8 protein-coding genes are annotated in these 14,716 nt (G+C 76.2%); all 8 read left to right on the top strand.

Going from position 1 to position 14,716, the window contains the following annotated elements:
• Nucleotides 1–19 precede the first annotated feature (19 nt).
• From AB0G01_RS24015 to AB0G01_RS23980, 8 genes are read left to right on the top strand one after another with little or no spacing between them, the layout of a single operon-like run.
• Nucleotides 20–4,855: an amino acid adenylation domain-containing protein gene (locus tag AB0G01_RS24015; RefSeq protein ID WP_360949084.1), complete on the top strand. Its 4,836-nt coding sequence runs from the start codon at nt 20–22 to the stop codon at nt 4,853–4,855.
• A complete protein-coding gene (locus tag AB0G01_RS24010; RefSeq protein WP_360949082.1) occupies nt 4,852–6,567 on the top strand; it encodes an ABC transporter ATP-binding protein in 1,716 nt (571 codons plus the stop codon). Before AB0G01_RS24015 ends, AB0G01_RS24010 begins: the two co-directional genes overlap by 4 nt.
• Nucleotides 6,564–8,237 carry an ABC transporter ATP-binding protein gene (locus tag AB0G01_RS24005; protein ID WP_360949080.1) on the top strand — a complete coding sequence of 558 codons (1,674 nt, stop codon included), beginning with the start codon at nt 6,564–6,566 and terminating at the stop codon, nt 8,235–8,237. Before AB0G01_RS24010 ends, AB0G01_RS24005 begins: the two co-directional genes overlap by 4 nt.
• Nucleotides 8,234–8,410: an MbtH family NRPS accessory protein gene (locus tag AB0G01_RS24000; protein WP_360949078.1), complete on the top strand. Its 177-nt coding sequence runs from the start codon at nt 8,234–8,236 to the stop codon at nt 8,408–8,410. The genes AB0G01_RS24005 and AB0G01_RS24000 overlap by 4 nt, the downstream gene beginning before the upstream one ends.
• Nucleotides 8,368–9,138, top strand: a complete 771-nt coding sequence (locus AB0G01_RS23995; protein WP_360949076.1) for an alpha/beta fold hydrolase — start codon at nt 8,368–8,370, stop codon at nt 9,136–9,138. Before AB0G01_RS24000 ends, AB0G01_RS23995 begins: the two co-directional genes overlap by 43 nt.
• On the top strand, nt 9,135–10,385 hold the full coding sequence (locus AB0G01_RS23990) for a hypothetical protein (RefSeq protein WP_360949074.1): 1,251 nt from the start codon (nt 9,135–9,137) through the stop codon (nt 10,383–10,385). The genes AB0G01_RS23995 and AB0G01_RS23990 overlap by 4 nt, the downstream gene beginning before the upstream one ends.
• A complete protein-coding gene (locus AB0G01_RS23985; protein ID WP_360949072.1) occupies nt 10,382–11,617 on the top strand; it encodes a cytochrome P450 in 1,236 nt (411 codons plus the stop codon). Before AB0G01_RS23990 ends, AB0G01_RS23985 begins: the two co-directional genes overlap by 4 nt.
• Nucleotides 11,614–14,652 carry an amino acid adenylation domain-containing protein gene (locus AB0G01_RS23980; protein ID WP_360949070.1) on the top strand — a complete coding sequence of 1,013 codons (3,039 nt, stop codon included), beginning with the start codon at nt 11,614–11,616 and terminating at the stop codon, nt 14,650–14,652. Before AB0G01_RS23985 ends, AB0G01_RS23980 begins: the two co-directional genes overlap by 4 nt.
• Nucleotides 14,653–14,716 lie beyond the last annotated feature (64 nt).

The following is a 14,716-nucleotide window of genomic DNA, read 5'->3' as shown; positions in this document are numbered from 1 at the left end:
CGCCGAGGGGACGACCGACGTGACCACCCTGCTCGACCGCGAGTACTGGCTCGCCCGCCGGGAGGACGCCCTGGCCGCCGTGGCGGCGACGGCCGACGCCCTGGGCGCGCACCCCGGCCGGCCTCGCCCGCACGACCGGGCGCTGCCCGCCGCGACCGCGCGGCGGCTGTCCGCGATCACCGGCGAGGACCCGGCGCTGACCTGGACGGCCGTGTCCGCCGCGACGGCGCTGGTGCTGTCCCGGTTCGGCGCGGGCGACCGGGTCCTGCTGCGGCACGGCGACGTGCCGGTGCTGCTCGACCTGCCCGCCGGCGGCACCTTCCGCGAGTGGCTGGGCGCGGTGCGCGCGGCGCTCGCCGAGGCGCTGGCCCGGGGCCCGGCGGCCGATCCCGTCGACCCGCCGGTCGACCTCACCCTGGCGGCCGGCCGGCTGACCGCCACGACCACCGCGCCCGAGCCCGTCGCGCACGCCGTGCTGGACGGGGTGGTGGCGGTGCTCGACGGCGGCCTGCGCGACCCCGGCGTCTCCCCGGCGGACCTGGCCGCCGTGGACGACGCCACCCGCCGGCGGGTGCTGGTGGAGTTCAACGACCACCGCCCGCCGGCCGTCGGCCGCTCGTTCCGGGACCTGCTGCTCACCCAGGCCCGCCTGCGGCCCGACGCCGTGGCCATCCGGGACGCCGACACCGCGATCGGCTACGGCGAACTGGTCCGGTACGTCGTCGCGGTCGGCGGCCGGCTGCGCGCGGCCGGCGTCGGACCGGGTGACCTGGTGGCGCTGCACGCGCCCCGGGACGCGTGGTACGTCGCCGCCGGCGCGGCGGTCCTCGCCACCGGCGCGGCCTACCTGCCGCTCGACCCGGAGCTGCCCGCCGCCCGCACCGCCGGGATGCTGGCCGAGGCGCGGGCCGTGCTCACCGCCGGCCCGCTCGCCGCCGACATCGACGACGCCGCCGCCGACATCGCGGTGATCGACCTGGCCGCGCTGGACCCCACCGGGCTGGACCCCACCGGGCTGGACCCCACCGGGCTCGATCCTGTGGGGGCCCCGGTGAGCCGGGCCGAGGCGGAACGCCTGCTCGGGCCGGAGGCGGAGCCGGGCGACCTGGCGTACGTGATCTTCACGTCGGGCTCGACCGGCCGGCCGAAGGGCGCGTGCATCGAGCACCGCAACCTGCTCAACCTCATGGCGTTCCGGGTCGGGGACTGCGGGCTGCGGCCCGGTGTCGAGCTGCCGCAGACCGCGCCGGTCACGTTCGACATCTCGGTGTGGCAGATGTTCACCGCCCTCACCGCGGGCGCGTGCACCTACGTGGTGGGCGCGGACGTGGCGGCCGACCCGGCCGCGCTGGCCCGGCTGATCGCCGAGCGGGGCTTCGAGGTGGTCGAGCTGGTGCCGTCGCTGATCTCGGTGCTGGTGGAGATCCTGGCCGACGACCCGGAGCTGGCCGACGGGGTGCGGACGGCGCTGCGGGCGATGATCTCGACCGGCGAGGTGCTGCCGGCCGAGCTGGCGCGGCGGTGGTGCGCGCTGCTGCCGTCCGTGCCGCTGTACAACGCCTACGGCCCGGCCGAGTGCACCGACGACATCACCCAGGGCGTGGTGACCGGCGCGGACGCGGGCACGTTCGCCCCGGTCGGCACGCCGCTGCCGAACGCCGCGGTGTACGTGCTGGACCGGGACATGCAGCCGCTGCCGCCGCTGGTGGTCGGCGAGATCTACGCGGGCGGCCCGAACGTGGGGCGCGGCTACCTGCGCCGGCCGGGGCTGACCGCGGCGGCGTTCGTGCCCGACCCGTTCCGGGCGGTGCCCGGCACCCGGATGTACCGGACCGGTGATCGCGGCCGGTGGCGGCCGGACGGCGTGCTGGAGGTGCTGGGCCGGGCGGACGACCAGGTCAAGGTCCGGGGTCGCCGGGTCGAGCTCGGCGAGATCGAGTCGGTCCTGGCGGCTCGGCCGGACGTGGCCAGGTGCGCGGTGGAACTGGTGCGCGACGGCGGTGTGGAGCGGTTGGCGGGGTTCGCCGTGCCCGCGCCGGACCACGTGCTCGACGTCGACGCGCTGACCGCGCACCTGGCCGCCCGGCTGCCGGGGTGGATGGTGCCGTCGGAGATCCACGTGCTGGACGCGTTGCCCGTCACGCCCAACGGCAAGGTCGACCGCAAGGCGCTGCGCACCACCCCGGCCGCCCGGCCGCGCGAGCACACACCGCCGCGCACGGACGTGGAGCGGGCGTTGTGCGAGGTGTGGGCGGAACACCTGCGGGTCGACCGGGTCGGGGTCCACGACGACTTCTTCGCCCTGGGCGGGGATTCGATCGTCGGCATCCGGATCAGCCACCAGGCCAACCGGCGCGGGATCGGGGTGCGGCCCCGGCACCTGCTGGAGCACCCCACGGTCGCCGCGCTGGCCCGCGTGGTGTCCGAGCGGACCGCCGAGGCCGAACCCGAGCCGGAGGGCGGCGACGCGCCGCTCACCCCCGTGCAGCGCTGGTTCTTCGCGCAGGACTTCACCGATCCGCACCACTGGAACCAGTCGCACGTGCTGGTGTCCGCCGAGCCGCTGGACTTCGACGCCGCGCGGCGGGCGCTGCGGGCCGTGGTGCACCGCCACGAGCAACTGCGCGTGCGGTTCCGGGACGGCCGCCAGGTCGTCGGACCGGTGCCCGACGACCTGCTGTGGCGGGCCGCACCCGACGACCTGACCACGATCGACCGGGCGCACGCCGCGCTGTCGCTGGTGACCGGCCCGCTGATCCGGGCGGTGCTCGTCGGCACCGACCGGCTGCTGGTCACCGCGCACCACCTGGTGGTCGACCAGGTGTCGTGGCTGATCCTGGTCGAGGACCTGGAAATCGCCTACCGGGCGGCGCTGCGGGGCGTGCCGCCCGCCTTCCCGGACCGCACCGAGCCCTTCGTGCGGTGGGCGCGGGCGTCGGCCGGGCTGCCGACGCCGGTGCCGCCGGAGCTGCCGGCGGGGTCGCGGCCGATCGCCGTGGACGAGTCGGTGCCCAACCACTACGGCCGCCGGGCGGTCGCCGAGGTGGTGCTGACCGCCGAGCTGTCCCGCCGGGTGCTGCGGCAGACCACGCCCGCCGTGCTGCTCGCCGCACTCGGGCGGGTGCTGGACGGGCCGGGTCACGTCGTGGTGGAGGTGGAGGGCCACGGCCGCGACGAGGCGGACGGCGTGCTGGACGTCCAGCGCACCGTGGGGTGGTTCACCGTGTTCGGCCCGGTGGCCCTGCCGGTGCGCGCCGACGTGACCACCGACGAGGTCGCCGACCTCCTCGCCGACGCCCGCCCGCACATCGCCGCGCACCTGCGGACCGGCCGGCCGGTGACCGCCGACCTCGGGTTCAACTACCTGGGCCGGGTCGACGGCGCGGCCTCCGGCGACGCCCTGTTCACGCTGGGAGCCGACCTCGGGCGACGCCGCGCCGACGCCGGGCACCGGACCGTCGAGTGGGAGGTCGACGCCGGCGTGGCGGACGACCGGCTGGTGATCACCGTCGAGCACGTGCCCGGCCGGCACGACCCGGCGCAGGTCGCCGCCGTGCTGCACGCGTGGCGCGACGCGATCGCGGCCCTGCCGGGGGAACGGCTGGCCGACCGCGCGCCGCTCACCCCGGCGCAGGTGTCGTTCTTCGACCGCGACCTGGCCGAGCCGGACCACTGGAACCACGGCGTGCGGTACGCCCTGGCCCGTCCGCTGTCGCGCGCCGACGCCGAGCGGGTGGCGCGCGCGCTGCTCGACCGCCACCCGGTGCTGGGCGCGGTGTTCCCGGGCCGGCGGCAGGCGCTCCCCCGCGATCCGCGCCTGCCGGTGCACGAGTACCTCGGCAGCGTGGAGGCGCACGCCGACGAGGGCCACCGGGGGCTGGACCTCGCGCGCGGCCCGGTCGCCCGGCTGCACCTGCACCACGCGCCGACCGGTGACGAGCTGCTGTTCGTCGTCCACCACCTGGTGGTCGACGCGCCGTCGTGGGACGTGCTCACCGACGACCTGTCCGCGCTGCTCGCCGGTGCCGAGCCCGCCCCGCCCACGTCGTCGTACCTGGCGTGGTCACGGGCCCTGCACCGGCTGGTGCGGGACCACCCGGAGCGGCTGGACCAGGCGGCGTGGCTGGCGTTCGACCACTCGACCGCGCGCCAACTGGTCGCGGACGACCGCACCGGCCGGGACGACGCGGTGGTCGAGGTGACCCACCGGTTCACCCCGGAGTGGACGGCCGGGTTCCTGCGCGCCCCGGCCGCCGCCGCCCGGCTGCTCACCCACCTGGGCCGAGCGGCCGAGCGGTGGTCCCCCGACGACCGGGACCTGCTGGTCGAACTGGGCGGGCACGGCCGGGAGGACCTCTTCGACGAGCTGGACGTCAGCCGCACGGTCGGCTGGTTCACCACCTCGTTCCCGTTCGTGCTGCGCCACTCGCGCGGTCGCGGGTTCGCCGAGCACGCCGCCGAGACCGAGGCGCTGCTGCGCGCCGTGCCCGGCCGGGGGTTCGGCTTCGAGGCGTTGCGCGCGCTCGGCGGTGCGGAGACCCGCAGCGCCCTGGGCGGGGTGCCGAACCCGGTGCTGCGGTTCGACCACCACGGCGAGATGTCCTTTTTGGACACCGGGTCGGCCGTCACCGCCGTGGGCACCGGGGGAACGGGCCGGTGGAAGCCCGCCGACGCCCCGCTGCCGCACCTGGTGGCGGTGAACTCCAGCGTGCACGGCGGCGCGCTGGAGGTGCGCGTGCAGTGCGCCGGGGACGTGCTGCCCCGCGCGCGGATCGACGCCCTGGTGGCCGCCATCATCGACGAGCTCGACCCGGAGCAGACCGGGACCGACACGGCGAAGGCAGGAAACGCATGACTTCCACGGTGACCGGCCGGGGCGTGCTCGGCGAGGGCGCGCGGCACGTGCGCGGCGGGATCTGGGGCGCGTTCGCCGCTCTCGCGGTGAGCCTCGCGTGCGACCTCGCGGGCCCGCTGCTGGTGCGCGCCTACGTGGACGACGCCACGGGGGCGACCACGACCGGCGCGCTGGTGGGCTACGCGCTGGGCTACTTCGGGGTCGCCGCCGTCGGCGTCCTGGCCGGGCTGCTGACCAGCTACCTGAGCACGAACGCCGGCTGGGGCATCGCGGACGCGATCCGCTCCCGGGTGTTCCGGCACGTGGTGACCCGCCGGCCGGTGCTGGCCGTGGAGAGCCGGCCGCAGGGCGAGACCCTGGAGGAGGTGGAGGGCAACGCCGACATCATCGGCGAGGCCATCGCCGAGGCCGGGTTCCGGGTGGTCGGCAACATCGCGCTGGCCGTCGGCACGCTCGTGATCATGTTCACCGTCGTGCCCCAGGCCGGTCTGGGCATCACCCTGCTCGTCGTGGTGGTCGCGTTCGCGCTGGTGAAGCTGACCAACCTGGCCGTGGAGCGGTGGGAGCGGGCCCGCGAGCGCAAGGCGCGGATCTTCGGGTTCGTCGGCGACGCGGTGGCCGCGCGGGACGACCTGCTGCCGCTGGGCGCGTCCGGGTGGCCGGCCCGCCGGCTGCACGGCGACCTGCGCGAGCTGCTCACCGCCGAGCGCCGGGCCTACGTGGGCGGGCGCGCGTTCTGGCCGCTGACCCAGCTCTTCTTCGCGCTGAGCTTCGGCATCGGGTTCGGGGTGGGTCTCCAGCTCCTCGGCCAGGGCGGCATCACCATCGGCACGCTGACCATGATCTACCTGTACGTGGACCGGCTGCGCGAGCCGCTGGAGGACATGTCGTCGCAGGTCGACCTGGTGCAGCGACTGCTGGCGGCGCTCAACCTGGCCGCGCGGTCGCTGACCGGCGGTGCCGAACCGGAGGGCGCGCGCCGGCCGCTGCCCGCCGGGCCGCTCGACGTCCGGTTCGCCGACGTCGGCTTCGCCTACCCCGGCTCGGACGCGCGGGTGCTGCACGGGGTCGACCTCGTGGTGCCCGCCGGGTCCGCGCTCGGCGTGGTGGGGCGGACCGGGGCGGGCAAGAGCACGGTGCTGAACCTGCTGTGCGGCCTGGCCCGGCCGGACCAGGGCCGGGTGCTGATCGGCGGGGTGGACGCGGCCGACGTGGACCCGGTCTCGTTCGCCGCGCGGGTGTCGGTGCTCAGCCAGCGCGCGCACCTGTTCGCCGCGACCGTGCGGGAGAACGTCACGTTCTTCGACGACACCGTGCCGGACGCCGAGGTGCACCGGGTGCTCGACGAGCTGGGCGCGGGCTGGGTCCGGGACCTGCCCGACGGCCTGGACACCGTGGTCGGCACGGGCGGTCGCGCGCTGTCCGAGGGCGAGGCGCAGGTGCTCGCCGGGGCGCGGGTGATGCTGCGGCACAGCGACCTGCTGATCGTGGACGAGGGCACCTCCCGCCTCGACCCGGAGACCGAGCGCGGCTGGACCGCCCTGCTGGGCCGGCTGGCCGAGGACCGCACGGTGGTGATGGTCGCCCACCGGGCCGCGACGCTGTCCGCGATGGACGCGGTCGCGGTGGTGGTGGACGGCCGGGTGGACGACGTCCTGCGCGGCGCGGACATCACCGCGCTCGCCGAGAAGCCCGAGGAGCTGTCCCGATGACCGCCTCGACCGCACCGCCCCCCGCCGCGCCCGAGCAGGCCGACCGCGGGGGTTTCGTCCGGGCGCTGGCCCGGCTCGGGGTGGCGTTCGCGCCGCTGTACGTGTGCACGCTGCTGGTCTGGACGGTGGTCCACGGCCTGCCGCTGGTGGTCGGCTACGCGATCGGCGCGCTGCTGGACCGGGCGGTGGCCGCGCCGACCGACGCCGGCACGTGGGGGCTGCTCGCGCTGGCGGTGGGCGCGATGGCCGCGCGGGCGCTCGTGCTGCTGCCCGGACTGGCGCTGGACTTCACGCTGATCTTCCGGGTCAGCGCGCGGCTCAAGGAGCGCGCCGTCGCGGCGACGACCGGGCGGTCCAGCGCGCGCGGCCCGCGCCTGTCCGGCGGTGACGTGCTCAACCGCGTCCGCGACGACAGCGACGAGGTGGCCGAGTTCCTGGGCTGGAGCGCGGACTTCGTCTACCGCACGGTGCTGCTGGTGATCGCGCTGGTCGTGCTGCTGCGCACGGACTGGGTGACCACGCTGGCGCTCGCGCCGATGGTCGGCGGGCTCGCGGTGGCCGGCCTGCTCAAGCGCCGCGTCGGCGCGCTGGCCGACGACACCCGCGCGCGGCAGGGCCACATCGCCGGGCGGATCACCGACGTGCTCACCGGCATCCGCGACCTGCGGCTGGGCGGTCGGGTCGACTGGCACGTCGAGGAGCTGTCGCACTCGTTCGGCCTGCGGCGCGGCGTGCAGGCCCGGCACCAGATGTACACCGACCTGCTGTCCGGGCTGTTCCGCAACATCGTGATGTTCGGGACCGCGATCGTGCTGGTCGTGGTGAGCACCCGGCTGGTGGGCGGCGGGTTCACCATCGGCGACCTGGCGCTGTTCCTGACCTACGTCGGCTGGCTCAGCGAGCAGATCTTCTTCTTCGGCCGCGCGGTGGCCCGGCACCAGAACGCCAAGGTGTCGCACGAGCGGATCGGCGAGCTGTGGCGGGGTTTCCGCGCCGACCGGCCGGTCCCCGCCGGTCCGCCGCTCACCGAGCTGACCGTGACCGGGCTGGCGCGGCGCGGCGGCGACGGGCCCGGCAGCGAACCGGTGGCGTTCACCGGCCGGCCCGGCGACGTGGTCCTGCTGACCGGGCCGATCGGCACCGGCAAGAGCACGCTGCTGCGCGGGCTGATCGGGTTGGACCCGGCGGTGGCCGGCAGCGTCCGGTGGAACGGCCGCGAGGTGCTCGGCGACGCCGACTGGTGGCGCTCGCCCCGGGTCGGGTTCGCCCGCCAGGGCGCGGGGTTCGTCGACGGCACGGTGCGGGACAACCTGGTGCTGGGTGACCCGGCGGTGGACGAGGCGGTGATGGCCCGCGCGCTGGCCGCCGTCGACCTGGCCCCCGGCTCGCCGGAACTGCCCGACGGCCTGGACACCCCAGTCGGCGCGGGCGGTGCCCAGCAGCTCTCCGGCGGGCAGCGGCAGCGGCTCGCGCTGGCGCGGATGCTGTGCCGGCCGGCGGAGGTGTACGTGGTGGACGACTGCGACTCGTCGCTGGACGCGGCGACCGCGCGGGCGCTGTGGCGGACGCTGCCCGTGCGCTGGCCGGGGCTGTGGGTCGTGGTGTCGCACAACGAAGACCTGGCCGCCGTCGCGGACCGGGTGATCACGGTGCGGAAGGCGGGGGCATGACCTACCACGTGGTGCGCAACGACGAGGACCAGCACTCGATCTGGCCGCGCGGCCGGACGCTGCCGGAGGGCTGGCACGAGGTCGGGTTCAGCGGGTCGGAGGAGGACTGCCTGGCGGAGGTCGAGCGCCGGTGGACCGACCTGCGGCCGTTGTCCGCGCGGCGGTCGGGGTGATCCGGCGTCGGCTCGCCCCCTCGCTGTGGCAGTTCGGCGGGGGCACCCCGCGAGTGGTGCTCGCGCCGTTCGGCGGGGGCAGCGCGTACTCGGTGGCGGACTGGCTGCCGCACGTGGCGGACGCGGCGGTCGTCGTGCAGTACCCGGGCCGGGGGCCGCGCGCCGCCGAGCCGCACGCGACCAGCCTGGTCGGGCTGGCCGAGGAGGTGGCCGGGGACCTGGTGCGGCACACCGCCGGGCCGCTGGTGCTCGTCGGGCACAGCGTGGGCGGCGTGCTCTGCCACGAGGTCGCCCGGGTCCTGGAGGAGCGCGGCCGGGAGGTGGCGCACCTGGTGGTGTCCGCCGCCCGGCCGCCGCACCTGACCCTGCTGCGGGAAGCGGAGGTGCTGGCGATGGACCGGGACGCGTGGCTCGGCGAGCTGGCGGGCAACGGGTTCGACCTGCCGGAGGTGGTGTCCAGCCCGGAGACCGTGGACATGGTGGTCCCGGTGCTGCGCGCCGACTACCTCGTGCTGGCCCGCCACGCGCGGTCCACCGGGCCGGTGCGCGCGCCGCTGCTGGCCGTCGGCGGCGACGCGGACCCGTGGGTCGGGGAGGAGCACCTCACGGCGTGGGGCGAGCTGACCACGGGCCCGTTCGCCACCGCAGTGCTGCCCGGTGACCACTTCTACTACCGCGACGACCCGGCGGCGTTCGGGGCCGTGGTGCGCACGGGATGTGCCCGGTGAGGCCGCTCGTGGTGGTCTACGACCAGGGTGCGGCGTCGGTCGGCGAGATCGGCGCGGGTCTGCTGGACGTGGCCCCGCTGGTGTTCGTGCCCACCGGCAGCGCGCACGCCCGGTCGATGCGGCCGTTGATGGCCCGGTTCGGGGAGGTCGCGACCCCGGAAACCCTGGCGGGGCACCGCCCGGCCGGGATCGTGACCTACAGCGAACGCGGGCTGCGGCCGGCCGCCGACCTGGCGTTGCGGCTGGGTCTGCCGTTCCACGACGCGGCCACCACGCGGGCGTTGACCGACAAGTGGGCGCAGCGCCGGGCGCTCGCCGCCGGCGGGGTGCCGGTGCCCCGGGTGCGCCGCGTCGCCCGCGCCGGGGACTGGGCGGACGCCGTCGCCGAGGTCGGGTTGCCTGCCGTGCTCAAACCGGCGCACGGCGGCGGCAGCATCGACACCCACCTGGTGCGGGACGCCGACACCGGCGGGCGGATCGCCGCCGCGCTGCTGGCCGGCGGGAGCCCGGGGTTCGAGCCGGGTGGCGCGCTCGTGCTGGAGGAGTACCTGAGGGGGCGCGACACCGCCCCGTTCGGCGACTACGTGTCGGTGGAGAGCGCGGTGGTGGCCGGCCGGGTCGAGCACATCGCGGTGACCGGGAAGCTGCCGCTGCTGCCACCGTTCCGGGAGCGCGGCAACTTCTGGCCGCCGGCGCTGTCCGACGACGAGCAGGCCGAGGTGACCGCGCTGGCGGCCCGCGCGGTCGGCGCGTGCGGGGTGACCGGCGGGCTGACCCACACCGAGGTCAAGCTGACCCCGGACGGGCCCCGGGTGATCGAGGTCAACGGCCGGCTGGGCGGGGACCTCGACGAGCTGACCGGGTTCGTCACCGGCCGGTCGCTGGTCGAGGTGGCCGGGCGGATCGCGTTGGGGCAGCCGGTGGACGTGCCGCGCGCGCCGCGCGGGCGGGTGTGGTTCCACCAGCGGCACGTGTGGCCGCGAGTGCCCGCCGAGCTGGTCGCGATCGACGGGGTCGAGGAGCTGCGGGCGCTGCCCGGGGTGTCGTCGTACCGGCCGCTGGCCCGGCCGGGCGCGACCGCGCCCGGCGGCACGCACACCGCCGAGCTCGACGGCACGCTCGGCGTCGTCGCCGACCACGCCACCTACGCCGCGCTGGCCGACCGGATCAGCGCGACCCTCCGGTTCCGGGTGCGCCTCGACGGCTGCGAGCGCGTCCTGACCGGGCACGAACTGGGGGAACTGTGAGCCCGACGAGGGTCGCGACGCTGTCCGAGGTGGACTTGACCGACCCGGCCACGCACCTGCGGCCGGACCTGGCGGACTTCTGGGCGCGCCAGCGCGCGGAGCGGCCCGTGGCCTGGCACCCACCGGTCGGCGGCCGGCCCGGGTTCTGGGTGGTGAGCCCGCACGGCCTGGCCACCGAGGTCTACCGGGACAGCGCCCGGTTCACCTCCGAGCGCGGCAACGTGCTGGCCACCCTGCTGCACGGCGGCGACTCGGCGGGCGGCCGGATGCTCGCGGTCTCCGACGGCACCCGGCACCGGCAGATCCGCCGCGAGCTGCTGAAGTCCTTCAGCCCCGCCAACCTCGCCTCGCTGCGCACCCGCGTGCGGGAGGCCATGCGCGGCCTGGTCGCGCGGGCGGTCGGGTCCGGCGGCTGCGACTTCGCGGTGGACGTCGCGCCGCACATCCCGCTGACCGCGATCTGCGACCTGCTCGACATCCCGGTCGCCGACCGCGACGAGCTGTTCGCCAACGCCAGCACCGCGTTGGCGTCCCAGGAGCAGCACGCCGACGAGCTGGAGGCCACCCTCGCCCGCAACGGCCTGCTGTTCTACTTCACCAAGCTGCGCAAGCGGCGGGCCGCCGCGCCGGCGGGCGACGACCTGGTCGGCCGACTCGTCGGGATGACCCGAGGTCCGCTCGCGCTGACCGACGACGAGCTGGTGTTCAACTGCTACAGCCTGCTGCTCGGCGGCGACGAGACGACCCGGCTGGCGTTGATCGGCACGGTGCGGGCGCTCGCCGAGCACCCCGACCTCTGGGCCCGGCTGCGCGCCGGCGACCTCGACCGGGCCGTGTTCGTGGAAGAGCTGCTGCGCTGGACCACGCCCGCGCTGCACGCCGGGCGCGTCGCCGTGACCGACACCGTCCTGGGCGACGCGCCGGTCCGCGCGGGCGACGTCGTGACCGTGTGGAACAACTCGGCGAACTTCGACGGGACCGAGTTCGCCGACCCGCACCGGCTCGACCCGGACCGCACGCCCAACCGGCACCTGTCCTTCGCCTACGGGCCGCACTTCTGCCTCGGCGCGGCACTGGCCCGCATCGAACTCGTGGCGCTGCTGGACGCGCTGGCCGACCTGGTCGCGGAGATCACCGTGACCGGCGAGCCGAAGCCGATCTACTCGACGTTCCTGTCCGGCCTGCACAGCCTGCCCGTGCGGTTCACCCCGGCGGGCGAGGGGGGATCATGACCGAATTCCGAGCTCTGCACACCAGGTTCGACGCGGCGGCCACCGCCGCGCCGGACCGGATCGCGATCAGCGCCGACGACGAGCTCACCTACCGCGAGGTGCGGGAGCGGTCCGACGGGCTGGCCCGGGAACTGCTCGCCGCCGGGGTCGCCCGGGGCGACGTGGTGGGGTTGCACCTGGACCGGTCCGCCGAGGCGGTCGTGGCCATGCTCGCCGTGCTCAAGGCGGGCGCGGCCTACCTGCCGCTGCCGGTGGACCACCCGGACGAGCGGCTGCGGCACGTGGTCGCCGAGTCCGCCGCGCGCCTGGTGCTCTCGCGCACCGGGTGGGCCGGCGTCCCGGTGCTGCGGCTGGACGAGCCGCGCCCGGCCGCGCCGGCGGTCCCGCTGCCGTCCGCCGCACCGGCCGACCTGGCGTACGTGATCTTCACCTCCGGCAGCACCGGCCGGCCCAAGGGCGTCGGGGTCACCCACGGCGGCGCGACCAACCTCGTGGCGGCGGACCAGGAGTACGTCCGCTTCGGGCCCGACGAGGTGGTGCTCCAGCTCGCGCCGATCGCGTTCGACGCCTCGGCGTTCGAGATCTGGGGCGCGCTGGCCAACGGCGGCCGGCTGGTGCTCGCCGCGCCGTCGTACCAGGCGCTGGAGGAGCTGCCGCGCTGCCTGGTCGAGCGGGGCGTCACCACGCTGCTGCTCACCCCGGCGCTGTTCCACGTCATGGTGGACCGGCACCTCGGCGCGCTCGACGGCGTGCGGCAGCTCGTGGTGGGCGGCGACGCGATGTCCGCCGCGCACGCCCGCCGCTACGTCGAGCACAAGACCGCGCTGGGCGTGGAATTCCTCTTCCACAACGTGTACGGGCCGACCGAGGCGACCACGCTGGTCAGCTTCCACCCGATGCGCGACGTGCCGGCCGACGCGGCGGCGCTGCCGCTGGGCACGGCGATCGGCGGCGCGGCGCTGCACCTGCTCGGACCGGACCTGCGGCCGGTGCGGCCGGGTGAGCGCGGCGAGATCCACCTCGGCGGTGTCGCGGTCGCCCGCGGGTACGTCAACCGGCCCGGCCGCACCGCGGAGAGGTTCCGGCCCGACCCGTTCACCGCCGGGGCACGCCTCTACGCCACGGGCGACGAGGGCCGGTTGCGGCCGGACGGGCTGATCGAGTTCACCGGGCGGCTGGACGACCAGGTCAAGGTGCGCGGGCACCGGGTCGAGCCGGGCGAGGTGGAGCACGCCGTGCTCGGCCACCCGGCGGTGCGCGCCGCGTGCGTCGTGCTGTCGGCCGGGCAGCTCGTCGCGCACGTGGTCGGCGAGGTGTCCCGGGACGACCTGCTGGCGCACGTCCGGTCGAGCCTGCCGGAGTACATGGCACCCGGCCGGGTCGTCGCGCACGACGCGCTTCCGCTGACCTCGTCCGGGAAGGTCGACCGGCGGTCCCTCGCCGAGCACGCGCTGGGCGCTCCCGCGCCGGCCGGTGCCCGCGCCGACCTGACGCCGGCCGAAGCGGTCCTGGCGGCCGTGTGGTGCGAGGTGCTGGGCGTGGCCGAGGTCGGGCCGGACTCCGACTTCTTCGCCCTGGGCGGCGATTCCCTGCTGGCGATCCGGGTGCTCGGCGAGGCCGAGGACCGGGGCCTGGCGGTGCCGCTGGTCAGCCTGTTCCGCCACCCGACGCTGCGCGGGGTGTGCGCCGGCCTGGAGCTCGACGACCGGGTGGCGGCACCGGCCGAGGAGGACGGTTTCGCACTGCTCCCCGCCGACGACCGGGCGAAGGTGCCCGCCGGGGTGGTGGCGGCGATGCCCGCGACCCGGCTGCAACTCGGCATGGTCTTCGAGAGCATGGTCAGCGCCGAGCCGGTCTACCTCGACGTCGTCTCGCGCGAGGTGGCGCTCCCGCTGCGCGCGGACGCGCTGCGGCGGGCCCTGGACGAGACCGCCCGGCGGCACCCGGCGCTGCGCACCCGGTTCGACCTGGCGACCTTCGCCGAGCCCGTGCAGCTCGTGGAACCGGACCCGGCGATCCCGCTCGTCGTGGGCGACCACACCGGGCTCGGCCCCGCCGCGCTGGCCGCCCGCCACGAGGAGGTCATGAGCGGCCTCGCCGTGCCGTTCGACCCGGAGGTGGCCCCGCTGATCCGGGTGCACGCCGCGCGACTGGGCGACGACCGGTTCCGGCTGTCCTACGCGTTCCACCACGCGGTGCTCGACGGGTGGAGCGAATCGGTGCTGGCGCTGGAACTCCTGCGGTCCTACCGGGCGGAGCTCGCCGGCGGCACGGCGGTGTTCGAGCCGCCCGCGCCGTACGCGGAGTACGTGCGGCTGGAGCGGGCGGCGCTCGCCGATGCCGGGTCGCGCGAGTACTTCCGGCGGTTCGCCGACGGCGTGGTGCCCGACGGCGAACGCCGGGTTCCCCACTACCGCAAGGCGTCGCTGCCCGTTGCGGCAGAGCACGCGCAAGCGCTCGACGCGCACGCCGGCACGTGGGGCATCCCGGTGAAGAGCCAGGTGTTCGCGGCCTACTACGCCGCGGTGGCCGCGCTGTGGGAGCGACCCGCGCCGGTCGTGGGCATGTCGGTGAACGGGCGGCCCGAGGTCACCGGCGCGGACCGCACGCTGGGGCTGTTCCTCAACCACGTGCCGGTGCGGCTGGAACCGGCGGGCACGTGGCTCGACCTGGCGCGGGCGGCGCTGGCCGCGGAGAACGACCTCCTGCCGCACCGCCGGTTCCCCTACGCCGAGGTGCGCGCGCTGCTCGGCGGCCCGCCGTTCGAGGTGGCGTTCAGCTACGTCCGCTTCCACACCCGCGACGACCTGCTGGAGGAGGGTCTGGTGACGGCGGACGAGGACGTCCGCGACCAGACCAGCCTGCCGGTGCGGGTGGAGGTGGTCAACGACGGCCCGCTGGGCATCACCCTGGACGTCACCGCCGACGAGGACCGGTTCGGGGCGGGTTTCGCGCACCGGCTGGCCGAACGGCTGCGCGACGGCATCGCCCGTCTCGCGACCGCGCCCGAGACCGCTCCGGCGCTCGTGCGCTGACCGCCGGCCCCGGGGAGGTGATCGTCGCGACGGGGCCGGCGTGATCCCCGTCGCCACCTCCACA

The organism is Actinosynnema sp. NPDC023587 (genome assembly GCF_040640215.1).
Classification (GTDB): Bacteria; Actinomycetota; Actinomycetes; order Mycobacteriales; family Pseudonocardiaceae; genus Actinosynnema.
The sequence above is the reverse complement of the archived record's forward strand: the minus strand, read 5'-3'. Positions and strand labels throughout refer to the sequence as shown.

Bases quoted from the DNA above. Each gene is read 5' to 3' on its own strand.
- AB0G01_RS24010 (WP_360949082.1), top strand. From the start codon at position 4,852: ATGACTTCCACGGTGACCGGCCGGGGCGTGCTCGGCGAGGGCGCGCGG.
- AB0G01_RS24005 (WP_360949080.1), top strand. From the start codon at position 6,564: ATGACCGCCTCGACCGCACCGCCCCCCGCCGCGCCCGAGCAGGCCGAC.
- AB0G01_RS24000 (WP_360949078.1), top strand. From the start codon at position 8,234: ATGACCTACCACGTGGTGCGCAACGACGAGGACCAGCACTCGATCTGG.
- AB0G01_RS23980 (WP_360949070.1), top strand. From the start codon at position 11,614: ATGACCGAATTCCGAGCTCTGCACACCAGGTTCGACGCGGCGGCCACC.